Here is a 17,933-nt window from a genome sequence, read left to right as displayed (position 1 = left end):
CGCCAGGACGAAACGGGGAAGCCGGTATTTAAAGGTAAAAACGCACTGATAAATACTATGAAAAGTATGGTATAATCTGAGAAATATATTGTATTTTAGGAGTGCTGATAGCCGGTGATTTTGGAAGGCATAGTTCCGGTTAACAAAGGTCTACAATCCATAAATATCTTTTCAGATGAAGCACAGCATTTTTGAACCTGGGATAAAACCGCTCCTTTTTGAGCGGGTGGATAAGCTCAATGCCGATACCAAGGGTATGTGGGGCAAGCTGACAGCCACGCAAATGCTACGCCACCTCTCGGAGGCAAACCGCATGGCCTTTGACGAAATACCGATGCCGGACAGAAGCACTTTGCTGACCCGCACTTTAATTAAATGGATGTTCCTGAACAACATCAAGCCGCCGGGCCGGGAGAAAGGCAATATCCAGACTTTTCCGGAAGTAGATGTGGTAGGCCTGGGTACGGCTGTGGAGGATATAGAATCAGAAAAGCAGCGGTACAAAGCCACTGTAGACCGGCTGATTGACAGCACTGAACTCAGCAAATTTCATACAGCCTTCGGAAAAATGTCCAGAGACGACTGGGGCTACCTGGCTTATGCCCATGCGGATTATCACCTTACACAGTTTGGCATGTGAGCGCTATCAACGAAAGTACCCGGCTCCTGGAAGCGCAACTGCAGGAGTGCAGGGAAACAATTTGCCGCGTTGATCTGCTGAACCGCCTTGCCTATGCACTCCGGCACACCGACACTTCTTTGTCGTTGCAAAGAAGCCGGGAGGCTGTTGCGCTTGCCGAAGAAGCAGCTTACCAGAAAGGGCTGGCCGAAGCTTACCTGAACCAGGGCTTTGCGGAAATGGTGCTGGCCAACTATGGCGTGGCCCTGCAGCTAAACGGCAAAGCAGCCCGTATTTTTAACAAGCTCAAAGACAAGCAGGGACAGGGGCATGCGCAGTACAACCTGGCCCTGGTTTACAGGAGCATCGGCGATTACAACCAGGCGCTGGTGTTCTGCCAGCAAAGCATTGCTTTACGGCAGGCGCTTGGCGACGAAGATGGAGAGGCGGCCTGCCAGATGCAACTGGGCTATATCAACTTTCAGTTCGGCAACCTCGACGAAGCCTATAAACACTACGACAGCAGTATAGAAATCAGACGGAGGCTAAACGACCGCGCCGGCATTGCGGCTGTGCTGGTAGGCATCGCTATTGTGGAGCAGAAACGGAAGCAATACCAGCAGGCTGAAGCACACCTGCTCGAAAGCCTGGCTATCCGGAAGGAGATTGGGGAAATACATGGCTGGCTGGTGTCGATGAACTACCTGGGCGACTTGTATCTGGAGATGGACAGGCTCAGCGAAGCGGAGAAGTTGTATGCGGAGGCACTGGCGCAGGCAAAGCAACACGCCAATCCGTTTCCGGCTAACTATTGCCGCCTGTGCACCGGCATCGCTAAAGTATACATGGCCCAAGCCAGCTACGGCGAAGCCATCAGTTACCTGGAGCAGGCCCTGACAACAGCCAAAGGCGCAAACCTGAAGTACCTGATGTTTGAAATTTATCTGGCGCTGTCGGAAGTATACCGGAAGACCGGAGATTATGAACAGGCGCTGCGCAGTTACGAGCAGTTCCACCTCCACAAAGAAGAAGTCATCAACCTGTCGGCGAGCGCCAAGCTCAAAAACCTGGAGCTCACCAACCAGATAGAAGCGGAAAAGAGAACAGCCGAAATACACCGGCTGCGCCACATCGAACTCAAGAAGACCTACGACCAGCTGCAGAAAACACAGCAGCAACTCATACAGGCTGAGAAAATGGCCTCATTGGGCGAACTTACCGCCGGCGTGGCGCATGAGATACAGAACCCCTTGAACTTTGTAAACAACTTTTCGGAGGTGAGCCTGGAGCTGATAGCGGAACTGCGGGAAGAAAGCCAGAAAGAAGACAGAGATGCCGCTCTGGAAGCGGAACTGGTTACGGTGCTGGAGCAGAACCTAACGAAGATACACCATCACGGAAAAAGAGCCGACAGCATTGTAAAAGACATGCTGGAGCATTCGCGGGCATCCGGCGGAGACAAACAGCCTGTTGCTTTAAATGCTTTGGCCGATGAATACCTGCGCCTTTCGTTTCATGGTTTCCGGGCCAAAGACAAAAGCTTCTCAGCGGCCCTCACTACCCACTTTGATGAGCACGTCGGTAAAGTAAACATGGTTCCCCAGGAAATAGGACGTGTGTTGCTGAACCTGTATAACAACGCCTTTTATGCCATCCAGAAAAAGCTCGATCAGGCAGATAGCAGCTACCAGCCCGAACTGCGCGTAAGCACGGACCTCCTGGACGACAAAGTGGAAATCAAGATACGCGACAACGGTACCGGTATTCCCAAAGCCGTAAAGGATAAGATCTTTCAGCCTTTTTTCACCACCAAACCCACCGGGCAGGGCACCGGCCTCGGCCTTTCCATCAGCTATGATATTATTACCAACGGCCACAGCGGCGAGATACGCGTTGACTCGAAGGAAGGGGAATACACCGAGTTTACGATACAGCTGCCTCTGGCTTAGGGAGTGTTTTCGTGGGTTTAATCTTTAGAGTGTAAGGTACGAGCTACAAGCTCGCACCAGCGAGGTTGCTCTATCTGTCGCTAGTGCGAGCTTGTAGCTCGTACCCCTTTGCTGTCTCTTTCAGTCTCCTGCTCCGCATACTTTGCTGCCTTCTGATATCCGTTAGATTTTAAAAAACATACTTGTTTATGGCAGGAAGGATTAGCAAAGCAAACCCGGTAGGTTTTAAAACCTACCGGGTTTGGAAATATTTACGTCTTCTTTATTTTAATTTAGTACGATTTTAAAAGTTGAGGTACGAGCTGCAAGCTCGCACCAGCGCGTTAATGGTTAGCTTTACAAAGGTTAGGGAGTGCTATACTTCCGCAGATGAAGTATAGCACTCCTGCATTGATTCTTACTCAGCCCTGCTCATTGATGGCGGATAGCTGCCGGGTGTGCTGGCCCAGGCTTTGTTGGGTGTCGGACCCATGACGAGTTTCAAATCGCTGCCAGCCATTACTTCTGCATGCGTAATATAACTTCTGTTCAGCGGTTTGCCGTTCAGGGTGGCCGACTGAATGTATATGTTCTGGTCCGATACGCCTGCCGCCGTTACACGGAAGTGTTTGCCATCTGGTACTTTTATACTTACCTCCTCAAAAAGCGGGCTGCCGATAATGTATACTCCTGATGCCGGGTTAACGGGGTATAAACCCATTGCGCTGAAAACATACCAGGCCGACATCTGTCCGCAGTCTTCGTTGCCGCTGATACCATCGGGAGTAGCTTTGTACATGGTTTTCAGGATTTGGTGCACCATCTGCTGGGTTTTCCAGGGCGCGCCGGCATAGTTGTAGAGGTAAGCGATGTGGTGGCTGGGCTCGTTGCCATGCGCGTACTGCCCAATCAGGCCCGAAATATCCGGGGAAGCATTGGCGCCGTTTATCTCTGAGGTTTCATTAAACAAAGCATCCAGTTTCTGGATGAAAGCTGCCTGGCCGCCATGCAGGTTAATCAGTCCCTGCACATCTTGCGGCACAAACCAGCTGTGCTGCCAGGCGTTTCCTTCAGTGTAATCCGTGTCCTGGCGGTGCGACGAGTATTTGGGGTCGAAGGCGGCGTTGCGGGTGCCATCTGTTTTTATGCCACGCATAAAGCCGGTAGCAGGGTCGAACAGAAACCGGTAGCTGTGGGCACGTTTCATGAAGTAGTCGTAATCTTCTGTTTTGCCCAAATCTTTGGCTACCTGCGCAATGCACCAGTCGTCGTAGGCATACTCCAGGTTTTTAGTAACAGATTCGTTTTCCAGATCAGCAGGTATAAAGCCATACTGTTTGTAGAATTTTACACCACGGATATCCTGCATGGCACTTTTCTTCATGGCCGCATAAGCCTCCTCCACGTCATAATCACGATAGCCCTTCAGGTAAGCATCGGCAATAACGGGAACGGCGTGGTAGCCGGTCATGGTGTTGGTTTCGTTGCCCACCAGTTCCCACACGGGTAGCAGCCCATATTGGCGGTAGTGGCTCAGCAACGAGCGCACCATCGCATTTACGCGGTCGCCCTCTACCACCGTAAACAGCGGATTGGCCGCCCGGAAAGTATCCCACAGCGAAAAGATGCTGTACCTGGTGTAGCCTTCTGCCTCATGCACCAGGCTGTCGGCTCCTTTATACATGCCCTGCACATCGCTGAAAACAACGGGAGCCAACTTGGTGTGGTAAAGCGCCGTGTAGAAAATCCTTTTCAGCGAGTCATTCGGGCTTTTAACCTGTATCTGCCCCAGGGTTTCGTTCCAGGAAGCGTTTGCTGCGGCCCTGGTCTGTTCAAAATCCCAGCCGGGCAGCTCCTGTGCCAGGCCTGCTTTGGCGCCAGCTATACTTGCCGGGGAAATACTGACTTTGAGGTAAACGGCTTCTCCGGGCGAAGTATTAAAATCGAACTTAGCCTTAACAAAGCGCCCTTTTGCTTCGGCAGCTTTGCCCGGTGCCTGCCTGTCTACCACCGTGGTGTAGTTGGTGAAAGGTTTGGAGAAAGTAGCTACAAAGTATACGCGCTGATCCTCGGCCCATCCTTTAGACAAGCGGTAGCCAGAGATAGTGGAGTCGTTTTCGATGTGGAGGTAGGCATCAGTCGGGGAGTCCCAGTTGATGGCAAAGCCCAGGTTAAAGATGATGGCAGCACTATCGGTGGCTGGGAAAGTATACTTATGAAAACCGGTTCTGGTGGTGGCTGTCAGTTCTGCCCAGATGTTGTAATCTTTCAGTAGCACGGCATAGTAACCAGGCGCAGCTGTTTCATCGGCATGCGAAAACGACGAAGCGTAGGCAGTATGGCCGGCATCCTGCACGGGCGGGCGGAGCCAGTTTGCCTTGCCGGTTACGGGCATTACCGAGATATCGCATAAATCGCCGATGCCGGTGCCGCTCAGGTGCGTATGGCTGAAGCCTGAAATATAGTCACTGGAATAATGGTAGCCCGAGCACCAGTCCCAGCCCTGTTGTCCGTTATCGGGACTCAGCTGTACGGCCCCGAACGGTACAGTGGCGCCGGGATATGTATGGCCGTGGGCGCCTGTGCCGATAAAAGGATCTACGTAGGCGGTGAGCTCTGCGGTATCCTGCTTTATACTTTGTTCTTTTCCGGTGGTGCATGCCTGCAAAAGGCCGGTAGCCAGCAATGATGCAAGGGTATACTTATACAATGCTTTCACTGCCTTGGGTTTATGGATGTCGGATGATGCCATTTACAATTTGCGTCTTTACTTGCTGCTGAAAACCTACTTCTAAGACCTTTCAGGAGCAGGGCTGTTTTATTCTGAAATCAGACACTAAAATTTCATGTCATTCTGTTAAGAAACCTGGTTGAAGGGAGGTTAAGCCTTTGCAACTTGCCAATAAGATCCTTACAGGATGACAAAACGAAGAATGAATCAGCCCTGACTGTCAGGAGGAGCTAGAAGCGGCGCTTCAGTGCATTATTGCTTCGTAATCTTCAATTTATGCTTTCAGCAGGTATGGCTTTTCGTTGTAGAGCTTTAGGATAAGTTCGCCGAACAGGGTGTTGGCCCAGGCAAACCACTTGCGCGTAAATTTCTCGGGATTGTCCTGGTGGAAGGACTCGTGCATAAAGCCGGTACCGCCGTGCGTGGTTTTCAGCATCTGGAGGCAATGCTTTATTTCTTCGTCCGAGGTGGTGGTAAGTGCCCGCATGGTAATGCTCATCGGCCAGATCATCTCCAGGCCTATGTGCGGACCACCGATGCCTTCGGCTGCCTTGCCTTTGAAAAAGTAGGGGTTGCTGGGGCTGAGCACGAAATTGCGGGTATTCTGGTAAATAGGATCGTTAATAGGACAGCAGCCCAGGTAAGGCAGCGACAGCAGGCTCGGGATGTTGGCATCATCCATAAACAGTTTGTTGCCGAAGCCGTCTACTTCGTAGGGGTGTATTTTACCAAAATCGAGGTGCGGCGCTACGGCATACTTTTGCAGCGCCTGCTCAACTTCGTCAGCCAGTTTGGTGCTGTCAGCGGCCAGGGCGGTGTTGTGCAGCACTTTTTCACTCATCTCTGCCAGCTGCCTTAGCGATACCACGGCAAAGAAGTTAGACGGCACTAGGAACAGGAAAGTGGTGGCATCGTCGGAAGGGCGGAAGGTGGAGCAGATAAGGCCAATCGGCTGGATAGGGTTGCCATAACCCGCGCCGGCTACCGTATCGGTTTGCCAGCCTGTTACGCGCTGAAACTTGTAAGGCCCATGGCCTTCTTTGCGCTGCTGCGTCCGGAAAGTATCAACTACCAACTGCATGGCTTTTGCCCAGTTCTCGTCGAAGCAGGAGGTGTCGCCAGTGGCTTTCCAGTAGCCGTGTGCCAAGCGAATCGGGTAGCAGAGCGAATCTACTTCCCATTTGCGCTCATGCAGTTCAGGCTTCATGTCGGTCAGGTCGGTTTCCCATTCACTGCCGGTTGGTCCGAAGTTGAAGGCATTGGCATAGGGATCAATCAGGATGCATTTTGCCTGACGGTTAATCACGCCGGCCAGCATCTTACGGAGTTTCTTGTCTTCTTTGGCAAAGGGCAGATAGGGCCATACTTGTGCACTTGAGTCGCGAAGCCACATGGCGTTGATGTCGCCCGTAATAACGAAGGTATCTGGTTTGCCATTCATTTCCTGGTACTTCACCGTGGTGTCGAGCGTATTCGGGAAGCAGTTTTCGAAGAGCTGGGCCAGTTCCTTGTCGCCAATGGCTTTCTTTACCTCCTTTATTTTCTGCTCCACCACTTTGCTGGTAAAATTCCGCTCGTTCAGGGGCGGCCGCCGGTTCACCAGCGCGTCCTGCAGCGTGAAAGATGTCAGCGAAAAGCCGGAGGCAACGCCTGCGGCAGCAATACCGCCGGTTTTAAGAAAGTCTCTTCTGGTAACCATATGTTTTAGGGTGCTTTAGGTAGAGGTAGTATGCTTTAAGAAGTTATGGTAGTCGGGGTCAGGGGGTTAAAGATGTAAAGTTATGCTGTTGTTTATAACCTGGCGCAATTTGTCATTCATCGTCCTAAAATTAATATTTAAATTGATGAAGTTAAAAGAAATATGCCCCCTGCATAGGAATTTGTAAGTGTTAAAAGCAGGAGGTGCTTTATTGTATCGGTTTATACCTGGCGTTGTCCATACTTGTAGAAAAGGCTGTTTAGCAATTCTCCTGATTATTTTATCAGGATTAAGGCACCAATTAGCCCCCGGCGGTGTTGCATTAATCCGGGGATAAACAACCCAAATTTTAAAGTGGAGAAAAAAAGCACATAAAATGAATAATTTTGACAAACTTCTCAATTTTATTTGCTAGTTTTGTAACGAATAGTATTGCTACCCGCAAGAAATTTATAGACGAAGAGGCGAGAGAACAGGCTCTGTGACCCTCTGGCAACCATCCGCATGGAAAGGTGCCAAGTCCTGCCCAACAAACAAAAGGGAAAATATAAATTAAAAACATGAACAAATCAGTTAGTACCGCTCTTACCTGTCAGCTTAAAGTTTCTGATAACTTTTCTCCTGTTGCTGCCACATCCTGGCAAATGCATTGTTGTTGCTGTAGCTGCTGTTCCTGCTAAGGAACCTCTCTTTTCCTGGTAGTATGCGCGTACAGTAAGTTATACACGGCCGCCTTTTCGTCTCACCAGGCTTATCATCATTTATAATTTTGTTTTTGCACCTTTAGCTGGCCGGGTTATACTTTGTATGCGGGCATCGGGTGCGCAGCCTTATTGCCATGATTGCAGCAACAACCAGCATAAACACATCAAAACAGCACCGCTTTGTATCTTCTGCGGCGCAGTTTCCTATACTTTCCGCAGCCGGCATGGCTGTTCAAACTTCCGGGATAAAGTTTTCAGCTACCATGCGCCAGGGGCGCTGTTGTCATAGCTCCCGCTGATTCCCGGTCATCTTATTATATATTGCTTTTTACTGTAAACTTCTGTACGCCTGGCAGCAAATATGAATTGAAGGGCATCAGGGCAAATTATACATCATACAAGAACTCAGAACATGCAAAGTTTCACATCAGAAATAGATAACCCAATTGTAGAAAGAGACATCATTGAACTGGAGAAAAAAATCCGGCAATACCGCGAGGGCAAGCTCCAGGAAGATAAGTTTAAAAGCCTGCGCCTGGCGCGCGGCATCTATGGGCAGCGCCAGCTGGGTGTGCAGATGGTTCGCATCAAACTGCCGTTCGGCAGGCTGACGACAAAGCAACTGCTCCACATCTCGGACATATCAGACGAGTATGCAACCGGCAACCTGCACCTGACCACGCGCCAGGACATTCAGCTGCACTTCGTAAGCCTGGACAGAACGCCGGAACTATGGGCAAAACTCGACCGGGAAGACATTACCATTCGGGAGGCCTGTGGCAACACGGTGCGTAACGTTACGGCCTCGCCCGAAGCAGGCATAGATCCAAATGAGCCTTTTGATGTGACGCCTTATGCCGATGCGACTTTCCGTTATTTCCTGCGCAACCCTGTTTGCCAGGAAATGGGCCGCAAGTTTAAGATAACGTTCTCCTCCAGCGACAGCGATACAGCCATGACCTACATCCACGATGTTGGTTTTATACCTAAGCTGCAGGAGGTAAACGGCGAAACCGTGCGTGGCTTTAAGGTGGTAATCGGCGGTGGCCTGGGCGCGCAGCCGATGCTGGCGCAGCCGCTCTATGATTTCCTGCCGGAGGATCAGGCAATTCCGCTGATTGAAAATATTATCCGCGTGTTTGACCGCTACGGCGAAAGGACTAACCGCAACAAGGCCAGATTTAAGTATGTGCTGAACAAGCTTGGGCTGGAAGAGGTGATGCGCCTGGTGAAAGAAGAAGCCGCGGCGCTGAAAGTACATAGCTTTGAAGTAGATAAAACAGCGGACTTTACGCCTGCCCTGCCTGCACCGAAGCCGATTCCTGATTTCGTGATTGACAACACAGAAAAGTATGGCAGCTGGCTGAAAACCAACGTGTTTGCCCAGAAGCAGGAGGGATACTACGGTATCTATGTAAAAGTGCCGACAGGCGATGTCAGTACCGCTACCGCCCGGCAACTGGCGCCGCTGGTGCATGATTTTGCCGCCGACGAGATAAGGGTAACCCAAAACCAGGGCCTGTTACTGAAGTATGTGAAGCAGGAAGCCCTGCCATACTTCTTCTCGCAGCTGGATGCACTGGGTCTGGCAGCACCCGGCTTTAACAGTGTGGCCGACGTAACTACCTGCCCCGGCACGGATACCTGTAACCTGGGCATCTCCAACAGTACCACGTTTGCGAAGGTGCTGGAAGACGTAATCATCAGCGAGTACCCTGAGCTGATCTTTAACACCGACATTAAAATAAAGATAAGCGGCTGCATGAACTCCTGCGGGCAGCATGGCATCAGCAACATCGGCTTTCATGGCTCATCGCTGAAGAGCGGAAAGAGCGTGCTGCCGGCCCTGCAGGTGTTGCTGGGTGGCGGTACCGTGGGCAACGGCGAAGGCCGCGCCGCGCAAAAAATCCTCAAAGTGCCTGCCAAGAAAGCAACGGATGTGCTGCGCTACGTTATCAACGACTATAAAGCAAACAAACAGGACAACGAGCGCTTCAATGATTACTACGACCGGCAGGGCAAGGATTATTTTTACCAGATGCTGAAGCCGCTGGCCGATATCAGCAACCTGACTGCAGATGACTTTGTGGACTGGGGGCACCAGGATGCCTATGCGCCTGCCATAGGCGTGGGAGAATGCGCGGGTGTGATAATTGACCTGGTAGCGACGCTGCTGTATGAATCTGATGAGAAACTGGAGTGGGCGGCGGAAGCACTGGAAGACAAACGTTTTGCTGATGCCATCTACTATGGTTATGGTTCCTACATTAGTACAGCCAAGGCATTGCTGCTGGGTAAAGATGTAAAGTGTAATACGCAGATTGGCATTATGCAGGACTTCGATACGCACTTTGTGGCGACAGGCGAATTCACGTTTGAGCCGGACTTTAAAAGCACGGTAACGCAGCTAAACCAGCACGAGCCGGACGAGGAATTTGCACGGGCCTATTTAGAAGGAGCGCTGCTGTTCCTGCAGCAAGCTACCAGCTACCGCAAGCGGCAACACGAACTGACCGCAGTAGCGCAATAGTTTAAATTTAGAATGAATGACTAATTAGATTTCATTATTCACTCATTCAAAATTCAGTCATTCAAAACTCTAGTAAGAAGATGGCATTAACAAGAAAAGATATAACAGGCAGCCGGCAAGGACCGGCGCAGCCTGCTTCAGATAAACAGCCAAAGCTAACGCTGGTAGGTGCCGGTCCCGGCGATCCGGACCTTATCACCATGAAAGGCATAAAAGCCCTGCAGCAGGCCGATGTGGTGCTGTATGATGCACTCATAAGCCCGGAGTTGTTGCAGTATGCACCCGCAGCGGCGCTTAAAGTATACGTGGGCAAGCGTGCCGGGCAGCACAGCTACAAGCAGGGCGAGATCAACGAACTCATCGTAAAGTTTGCCTTGTCGCACGGCCATGTGGTGCGCCTGAAGGGCGGCGACTCTTTCGTGTTTGGCCGCGGCTATGAGGAACTTGCACATGCGGATAAGTTTAACATCGCAACGGCGGTTGTGCCGGGTATTTCCAGCAGCATTGCCGTGCCGGAATTGCAGCAGATTCCGCTCACCATCCGTGGCGTGAACGAGAGCTTCTGGGTGATTACGGGCACCACCAGTTCCGGCGAAATCTCAAAGGACATTCCGCTCGCTGCACAATCCAGCGCGAGCGTTATTATCCTGATGGGGCTGGGCAAACTGGCGCAGATTGCCGAAATTTATACTTTGGCGGGCAGGGCCGATTTGCCTGTTGCCGTTATCCAGAACGGATCAATGCCGGATGAGAAAATCGCCATCGGCAACATCCATAACATTGTGGAACGCGTGCAGGCGAATGCCGTGGGTGCGCCAGCCATCATCGTTATCGGAGAGGTGGTGGCCTATCATCCATCGCTGCGCTATACCCTGGAATTCGGCCTGCAGCAGCAAGGATTTGTTGCAGCCTGAACCTAAAGTATAAACAACACGATGAGCACCCACTCTCAAGCAGCTGAAACAACACTGCCCGCCAGTGTCGCGCCGCCGGCCAATCCGCTTTTCCCGGTTTTTTTAAAGCTCGAGGAACTGCAGACGCTGGTAGTTGGTGGCGGCGCCGTGGGCCTGGAAAAGCTGAATGCCATACTTAAAAACAGCCCGCAAGCAGCTGTAACGCTGGTAGCGCCCGACATTCACCCTGAGATTTATACGTTGGCCGCGCTGCATCCGAACCTGGCGCTGCAGCAGCGTGATTTTGCAGACGAAGATCTGACGGGCAAAGATATTGTGCTGGTTGCAACCGACGATGCGGTGCTGAACCGCGCTATCCGGGATCTGGCTAAGTCGCGAAAAATACTGGCCAATGTAGCCGATACACCGGAGCAATGCGATTTCTATCTGGGCTCCATTGTGCAGAAGGGAAGTCTGAAGCTGGCCATTTCCACCAATGGCAAGTCACCAACGGTGGCGAAGCGGATAAAAGAAGTACTGAACGAAGCCTTGCCAGACGAGATGGAACAGGTGCTGGACAAACTCACGCAGATCCGCGCAAAGCTTTCGGGCGATTTCTCAGAAAAAGTAAAGCGCCTGAACGAAATTACGGATGTGCTGGTAAGCCCGGCCACAAAGAAGCAGAGCAGATACAGTACAAAGTATATTTTGTTGCTGGTGCTGGCGGCTATTTCCCTGATGGTAACAGGGCACCTGCTGTTCAGTTACATCCCCATGCGCAGCATTGCCCATTTCGCGATGCAGGCGGTGTCGCAGGTAGATTCAGACATACTGGTATACATACTGGCCGGCTTTGTAGCCGAACTGATTGACGGTGCGCTGGGGATGGCCTATGGCGTCAGCGCAACCACTTTCCTGCTCAGTTTCGGCGTAACGCCTGTGGCGGCCAGCGCGAGCGTACACGCCTCCGAAATTTTTACTTCGGGCGTTTCCGGACTGATGCACCTAAAGTTTGGCAACGTAAACAGCAAGCTGTTCAAATCGCTGGTGCTGCCGGGGGTGCTGGGTGCCATTTGCGGTGCCTACCTGCTTTATAGTATGGAAGCATACCTCTACCTCATCAAGCCTGTGGTGGCCTGCTATACTTTAGTTCTGGGCGTGCTGATTATCCGCAAAACCCTGCGCAAGCGCAACCGGAAGAGCCCTGTCAAGCGTCTGGGATTTCTGGCCACTGCGGGCGGTTTTCTGGATGCGATTGGCGGCGGCGGCTGGGGTCCGATTGTGTCTTCCACGCTGATAGCCAAAGGCAGGCACCCGATGTACACAATCGGCTCCGTAAATCTGGCTGAATTCTTCGTTTCGTTTGCCAGCGCGGCTACCTTTATCTCACTCGCCGGTATCTCGCATTGGCAGGTTATAGTCGGACTCATTATTGGCGGCATGATTTCAGCGCCCCTTGGCGCTATACTTGCCCGCAGGCTTCCGGTTAAAACAATGATGATTACGGTGGGCATTGTGGTGATAGTTGTTAGTTTGCGCCTTATCTTTATGGCGTTTATGGGGTGATGGTGTAGATTGTTGAATGGTTAAACCGTTCATACTGCCTCCATTCAATAATTTGCATCTGCAGATGCGCGCCTATGGCTCCTCTGCAGGTGCTGGTGCGAGCTTGCAGCTCGCACCAGCACCTGCAGAATAAATACCAACTGCAAGCCCGCACCAGCAAACCCATTTAACAATTTAACAACCAAGCATTCAACTATCAACAATCTGATTCATGTCTGATAAAGAAACAAAAGCCATCCGCATACAGGCAAAACGCTCACAGAACCGCGAGCACTCGGTGCCCTTATACCTGACCTCCAGTTTCATGTTTGAAGATGCGGAACAGGCCCGGGCGGTGTTTGCCAATGAGGAAGAAGGTAATATTTACTCGCGCTTCTCCAACCCGAATGTGGATGAGTTGCTGGATAAAATGTGTTACCTGGAAAAGGCGGAAGATGGCTTTGCCTTTGCATCCGGAATGGCTGCCGTATTTTCGAGTATGGCGGCGCTGCTGCAGTCCGGCGACCATGTGCTGGCTGCCCGTGCGGTGTTCGGTTCTACACACCAGCTGCTTACAAGTGTATTTGCGAAGTGGGGAATCACGCATTCGTACGCCGATGCCAGTGCGCCCGAAACCTGGGAAAGCCTGATTACGCCGGCTACCAAAATGATTGTGGTGGAAAGCCCCTCTAACCCGGGCCTCGAGCTGATTGACCTGGAATGGCTGGGAGAGCTCAAACGCAAGTATAACCTGATTCTGGTGGTGGATAACTGCTTCGCCACACCCATACTGCAGACGCCTACCGATTATGGAACCGACCTGGTAGTGCATTCGGCTACCAAATACATGGATGGCCAGGGTCGCGTAATGGGTGGCTTGGTTGTAGGCCGCAAAGATCTGATAGCGGAGATACGTTTCTTTGCGCGCCATACCGGGCCTGCCATGTCGCCGTTTAATGCTTGGGTGATTTCAAAAAGCCTCGAAACATTGTCGCTGCGCATAGAGCGGCATTGTGAAAACGCGCTGCAACTGGCGCAGGTGCTCGAGAAGAATGATGCCCTGGAAGAAGTGCGCTATCCGTTTCTGCCTTCGTTTCCGCAGTATGAACTGGCTAAAAAGCAGATGAAGCAGGGCGGTGGCATTGTTACTTTTTCGGTGAAAGGCGGCTATAAAGGAGCGCAGCAGTTCATTGATAACCTGAAGATGATCAGCATTACTTCTAACCTGGGCGATACCCGTACCATCGTAACGCATCCGGCCTCTACCACACATTCCAAACTGACAGAAGAAGAAAGACAGGCAACCGGCATCACGCCCGGCCTGATCCGTATTTCGGTTGGACTGGAAAGTATAAACGACATCATCGAAGACATCGAGCAGGCGCTGGAGAAAGTAACGGTTTAGAAATAAAGTATAACCTGACCTCGCAGCGTGCGCAGCTCCTGCGAGCGTCTGATGCCAGTACTCAGATGCTCGCAGGAGCTGCGCACACCGCGAGGTCTTTGGAAAGTATAAGTATAGTATAGTCAGGAAGGCAAAAGCCGTTCGTCAAACTCTGACGAACGGCTTTTATACTTGATAGCGGGAGCGGTGACGTATAGCACCTCTCCAAATTTCCAAATCAACTTGCTGTCGGATTTACTTCAAAAGAATGCGTGATCGTGGCGGTTTTGTAAAGTATGGCTGCTACCGAGCAGTATTTTTCCAGCGACAGGTCAATGGCCTTGCGTACTTTTTCTGCTTCGAGCGGGCCGCCAAGTATAAAATGCACATGGATGCTTTTGAATACGGAGGGTACCTGGCCGCTTTCGCGTTCCGCATCTACTTTGATATCAAAAGAATCAATCTGCTGGCGCTGCTTTTTTAAAATCTGGATAACGTCGATAGCGCTGCAGCCACCCAGGCCCATCAGCAACAGTTCCATCGGCCGCGCGCCCGCATTGTGGCCGCCAATCTCCGGGGAGCCGTCGATGTTGACGGCGATGCCTGAAGTGCCCGTCGCCTCAAAATGGAAATCCTGATCTATACGTTTTAAATTTACCTGCATATTTTTTGACAAAGATAAAAGACTGCTATAAAAGGCTCATCCCGCAAGTTTAGCGATAACGTAACTTGTGGTAGTAAATGGCAGCAAGTTTTCAACTTGCGCAGGTTATACTATATATGCTCGCAAGTTAAAAACTTGCCACATGAAAAGCCACAAGTTACGCTGTCGCTAAACTTGCGGCATCCAGGTACAAAGTAACGTTTAATACACAACTTCCGCCACCATACCTGCGCCAACAGTGGCGAAGGAGGTTTCATCTACAAGTATAAACCCGCCGTTGGAGCGATTGTCTTCATACTTGTCGAGCAGTAATGGCGCAGCGGTTTTTACCAGCACACGGCAGATGTCGTTGAGCTGTACCTCTTCTATATCTTCCTCGTGGTCGAGGGTATTTACATCTACTTTATACTGTATCTCCCTTACCACGCAGCGCGTTTCCGAAGCATTGTGGCGCAGCAGCAATTTGGCGCCGGACTTTAGGGGTTTGTTGTGCATCCAGCATACCAGTGCTTCAAATTCCTGCGCTACTTCCAGGTTATCTGCCTGCTTCACTATCACATCGCCGCGGCTGATGTCTACTTCATCTTCCAGCTGTAATACCACCGACATGGGAGCAAAAGCTTCTTCCAGTACTGAGCCGCCTATCTCTACGGATTTAACTGTAGAAATTTGGCCGGATGGCATAATGCTTACTTTGTCGCCTTTGCGGTAAGTGCCGCTGATAACTTTGCCGGCATAGCCGCGGTAGTCGTGGTGGCTGGCTGTAAGCGGACGGATAACGTATTGCACCGGGAAACGGGCATCGTCCAGGTTTACATCTGAAGCAACCGGAACCTCCTCCAGGTGCTGTAGCAGGCTGGGTCCTTTGTACCACGGCATGCCCGTAGACGCGGCCGCAATGTTGTCGCCTCGCAACGCGCTGACAGGTATAAACGTGATGTCGCGGGTGTGCAGCTTCTTGGAGAAGCGGGTATAGTCTGCTACAATCTGGTTGAAAACAGCTTCGTCGTAGCCCACCAGATCCATTTTGTTGACGCAAATAACCAGGTGCGGAATGCCCAGCAGCGATGAGATAATGGAGTGGCGGCGCGTTTGCTCCTGCACGCCTTTGCGCGCATCTACCAGAATAATAGATAGGTTAGAGTTGGAAGCGCCCGTTACCATGTTGCGGGTATACTGTATGTGGCCCGGTGCATCCGCAATAATAAACTTGCGCTTATCGGTGTTGAAATACTTATAAGCCACATCGATGGTAATGCCCTGCTCGCGCTCTGCTTTTAATCCATCTGTCAGCAGCGACAAGTCTACGTCGCCATCTTCATTTACGCGGCCGGAGCTTTCCATGGCTTCGAGCTGGTCGAGGTATATCTGTTTGGTATCGTACAGCAATCTGCCGATGAGGGTGCTTTTGCCGTCGTCTACATTGCCAGCGGTAATAAATCGTAGTATATCCATGTTAAAAATAGCCTCCTTTTTTACGGTCTTCCATAGCGGTTTCCGATAGTTTGTCGTCGATACGGGTGGCGCCGCGCTCGCTCAATTTTGATTCCAGAATTTCAGCAATTACGCTGTCCACGTCAAAAGCCACCGATTCTACGGCAGCGGTACAGGTCATGTCGCCTACGGTGCGGAAACGTACCTGCTTTTTTACCACTACATCTTCCGGCTCCCGGAAAATAAAGTCAGACGAAGCCATCAGTTTGCCGTCGCGTACCAGGCACTCGCGCTCGTGGGTATAGTATATGTTAGGCAGGGCAATATTCTCCCGCTTGATGTAGTTCCATACGTCCAGCTCCGTCCAGTTAGAGATAGGGAAAGCGCGCACATTCTCCCCTTTGCGGACACGGCCGTTGTAAATATTCCACAGTTCGGGACGCTGGCGTTTAGGGTCCCACTGGCCAAACTCGTCACGCACTGAAAAGATGCGTTCCTTGGCACGGGCTTTTTCCTCGTCGCGGCGGGCGCCGCCAATGCAGGCATCAAAGCCAAATTCCTCAATCGTTTCCAGCAAAGTATAGGTCTGCAGTCCGTTGCGGCTGGCATAGCGGCCGGTCGGCTCCGACAGGCTTTGCTTTTTGATGGTATCTTCTACGTGGCGCACAATCAGCTTTTCGCCCAAGCGTTCGGCCAGCTCGTCGCGGTACTGGATGGCTTCCGGGAAATTATGGCCAGTATCGATATGCACCAGCGGAAACGGAAACTTGCCCGGGCGAAATGCCTTTTCAGCCAGGCGCACCAGCGTAATAGAATCTTTACCACCCGAAAACAGCAGCGCCGGTTTCTGGAACTGCCCCGCTACCTCGCGCATAATATGGATAGCTTCTGCCTCCAGCTGATCAAGGTAATCAAGATGTCTTGTGCTCATTTCTTTATTCTTATATTGATTCTCGTATTCTTCTTTTGACAAGTGACTGCTAGACAAAGGACTGATTGACAAAAGACGGCTTAGTAAAGAACTCCTTTGTCTTTTGTCAATCAGTCCTTTGTCTGATTTACCGGGCGTGCAGGCCGCATTCTTTTTTGGAGTTGTCTTCCCACCACCAGCGGCCGGCCCTGAAATTCTCGCCTTCCCGGATGGCGCGGGTACAGGGGGCGCAGCCGATGCTCACAAAGCCTTTGTCGTGCAAGGTGTTATAGGGTATGTTGTGTTCCTTTATGGCTGCGCGCACATCGTCTAAAGTATAATCCAGCAGCGGGTTATACTTGATGACTTTAAAATTATCATCCCACTCCAGCAGCTGCATGCTCTGGCGATTATCCGACTGATCGGCACGGAGGCCCGTTACCCATACCTGTACGCCCTGCAGCGCCCGCTTTAGCGGCTCCACTTTACGGATAAAGCAACACTCTTTGCGGTTTTCCAGGGACTCATAGAAGCTCTGCGGGCCCTTGTTGTGCAGCAGCTGCTCCACAGCCTCATGCTTCGGAAAGTATACTTCTATTTTCTGGTCGTAGCGCTGGTTGGTTCTGTGCAGCAAAGTATACGTTTCGTTGAAAAGGCGGCCCGTGTCCAGTGTAAACACCCGTATGGGCAGTTTGTTGTCGAAAATGTAATGCGTTACCAACTGGTCTTCGATGCCGAGGCTGGAAGAGAAGGCAATCGTGCCGCTGAATTTATCAGCCAGATAACGCAGGCCTGCTGCTGCCGGCAAGCCTTGCAAATCGGCAAGCAGGGCAGGGATACTGGTTTCTAAAGCAAGTAAATGACTCATGTATAAATAGGATAAATTCCTGGT

General features: G+C 51.3%; 12 protein-coding genes and 1 riboswitch. Of the genes, 6 read left to right on the top strand and 6 right to left on the bottom strand.

The window, feature by feature from the left end; all coding sequences use genetic code 11:
- Positions 1-175: 175 nt before the first annotated feature.
- Positions 176-640 carry a DUF1569 domain-containing protein gene (locus I2I11_RS13020; protein ID WP_196268157.1) on the top strand — a complete coding sequence of 155 codons (465 nt, stop codon included), beginning with the start codon at positions 176-178 and terminating at the stop codon, positions 638-640.
- Positions 637-2,568: a tetratricopeptide repeat protein gene (locus I2I11_RS13015; RefSeq protein ID WP_196268156.1), complete on the top strand. Its 1,932-nt coding sequence runs from the start codon at positions 637-639 to the stop codon at positions 2,566-2,568. The genes I2I11_RS13020 and I2I11_RS13015 overlap by 4 nt, the downstream gene beginning before the upstream one ends.
- Before the next feature lie 397 nt (positions 2,569-2,965).
- Here the strand turns inward: I2I11_RS13015 and I2I11_RS13010 are convergent, their stop codons facing one another.
- Positions 2,966-5,299 (bottom strand): GH92 family glycosyl hydrolase, encoded by a 2,334-nt coding sequence (locus tag I2I11_RS13010; RefSeq protein WP_196268155.1) that lies wholly within the window; start codon positions 5,297-5,299, stop codon positions 2,966-2,968.
- 253 nt (positions 5,300-5,552) lie between these two features.
- Positions 5,553-6,977 (bottom strand): glycoside hydrolase family 125 protein, encoded by a 1,425-nt coding sequence (locus tag I2I11_RS13005; protein WP_196268154.1) that lies wholly within the window; start codon positions 6,975-6,977, stop codon positions 5,553-5,555.
- Positions 6,978-7,424: 447 nt separating this feature from the next.
- Positions 7,425-7,531: riboswitch (SAM riboswitch) on the top strand.
- Between the two features lie 562 nt (positions 7,532-8,093).
- Here I2I11_RS13005 and I2I11_RS13000 point away from each other — a divergent pair.
- From I2I11_RS13000 to I2I11_RS12985, 4 genes are all read left to right on the top strand, one after another.
- The gene (locus tag I2I11_RS13000) at positions 8,094-10,211 is read left to right on the top strand and encodes a nitrite/sulfite reductase (RefSeq protein WP_196268153.1); all 2,118 of its coding nucleotides are present in this window, start codon (positions 8,094-8,096) and stop codon (positions 10,209-10,211) included.
- Positions 10,212-10,291: 80 nt separating this feature from the next.
- Positions 10,292-11,125 carry a uroporphyrinogen-III C-methyltransferase gene (gene cobA / locus I2I11_RS12995; RefSeq protein ID WP_196268152.1) on the top strand — a complete coding sequence of 278 codons (834 nt, stop codon included), beginning with the start codon at positions 10,292-10,294 and terminating at the stop codon, positions 11,123-11,125.
- Positions 11,126-11,146: 21 nt separating this feature from the next.
- Complete coding sequence (locus tag I2I11_RS21575; RefSeq protein ID WP_196268151.1) at positions 11,147-12,670, top strand: TSUP family transporter; 1,524 nt, start codon at positions 11,147-11,149, stop codon at positions 12,668-12,670.
- Positions 12,671-12,881: 211 nt separating this feature from the next.
- Positions 12,882-14,054, top strand: a complete 1,173-nt coding sequence (locus I2I11_RS12985; protein ID WP_196268150.1) for a trans-sulfuration enzyme family protein — start codon at positions 12,882-12,884, stop codon at positions 14,052-14,054.
- A gap of 217 nt (positions 14,055-14,271) precedes the next feature.
- Here I2I11_RS12985 and I2I11_RS12980 read toward each other — a convergent pair whose 3' ends face one another.
- From I2I11_RS12980 to I2I11_RS12965, 4 genes are all read right to left on the bottom strand, one after another.
- Positions 14,272-14,697, bottom strand: coding sequence for an OsmC family protein (locus I2I11_RS12980; RefSeq protein ID WP_196268149.1), 426 nt, complete (start codon positions 14,695-14,697; stop codon positions 14,272-14,274).
- Between the two features lie 201 nt (positions 14,698-14,898).
- The gene (locus tag I2I11_RS12975; protein WP_196268148.1) at positions 14,899-16,152 is read right to left on the bottom strand and encodes a sulfate adenylyltransferase subunit 1; all 1,254 of its coding nucleotides are present in this window, start codon (positions 16,150-16,152) and stop codon (positions 14,899-14,901) included.
- A gap of 1 nt (position 16,153) precedes the next feature.
- Positions 16,154-17,062, bottom strand: a complete 909-nt coding sequence (gene cysD, locus I2I11_RS12970; RefSeq protein ID WP_196268147.1) for a sulfate adenylyltransferase subunit CysD — start codon at positions 17,060-17,062, stop codon at positions 16,154-16,156.
- Positions 17,063-17,189: 127 nt separating this feature from the next.
- A complete protein-coding gene (locus I2I11_RS12965) occupies positions 17,190-17,909 on the bottom strand; it encodes a phosphoadenylyl-sulfate reductase (protein ID WP_196268146.1) in 720 nt (239 codons plus the stop codon).
- Positions 17,910-17,933: the final 24 nt, after the last annotated feature.

This window comes from Pontibacter rufus, assembly GCF_015694705.1.
Taxonomy (GTDB): domain Bacteria; phylum Bacteroidota; class Bacteroidia; order Cytophagales; family Hymenobacteraceae; genus Pontibacter; species Pontibacter rufus.
This window is presented reverse-complemented; position numbering and strand designations above follow the sequence as displayed.

What these genes read in the sequence shown, in the direction of transcription:
- I2I11_RS21575 (WP_196268151.1), top strand. Translation starts at nt 11,147, where the DNA reads ATGAGCACCCACTCTCAAGCAGCTGAAACAACACTGCCCGCCAGTGTC.
- I2I11_RS13010 (WP_196268155.1), bottom strand. Translation starts at nt 5,299, where the DNA reads ATGGCATCATCCGACATCCATAAACCCAAGGCAGTGAAAGCATTGTAT.
- cysD (WP_196268147.1), bottom strand. Translation starts at nt 17,062, where the DNA reads ATGAGCACAAGACATCTTGATTACCTTGATCAGCTGGAGGCAGAAGCT.
- I2I11_RS12965 (WP_196268146.1), bottom strand. Translation starts at nt 17,909, where the DNA reads ATGAGTCATTTACTTGCTTTAGAAACCAGTATCCCTGCCCTGCTTGCC.
- cobA (WP_196268152.1), top strand. Translation starts at nt 10,292, where the DNA reads ATGGCATTAACAAGAAAAGATATAACAGGCAGCCGGCAAGGACCGGCG.
- I2I11_RS12980 (WP_196268149.1), bottom strand. Translation starts at nt 14,697, where the DNA reads ATGCAGGTAAATTTAAAACGTATAGATCAGGATTTCCATTTTGAGGCG.
- I2I11_RS13000 (WP_196268153.1), top strand. Translation starts at nt 8,094, where the DNA reads ATGCAAAGTTTCACATCAGAAATAGATAACCCAATTGTAGAAAGAGAC.
- I2I11_RS12975 (WP_196268148.1), bottom strand. Translation starts at nt 16,152, where the DNA reads ATGGATATACTACGATTTATTACCGCTGGCAATGTAGACGACGGCAAA.
- I2I11_RS13020 (WP_196268157.1), top strand. Translation starts at nt 176, where the DNA reads ATGAAGCACAGCATTTTTGAACCTGGGATAAAACCGCTCCTTTTTGAG.
- I2I11_RS12985 (WP_196268150.1), top strand. Translation starts at nt 12,882, where the DNA reads ATGTCTGATAAAGAAACAAAAGCCATCCGCATACAGGCAAAACGCTCA.
- I2I11_RS13005 (WP_196268154.1), bottom strand. Translation starts at nt 6,977, where the DNA reads ATGGTTACCAGAAGAGACTTTCTTAAAACCGGCGGTATTGCTGCCGCA.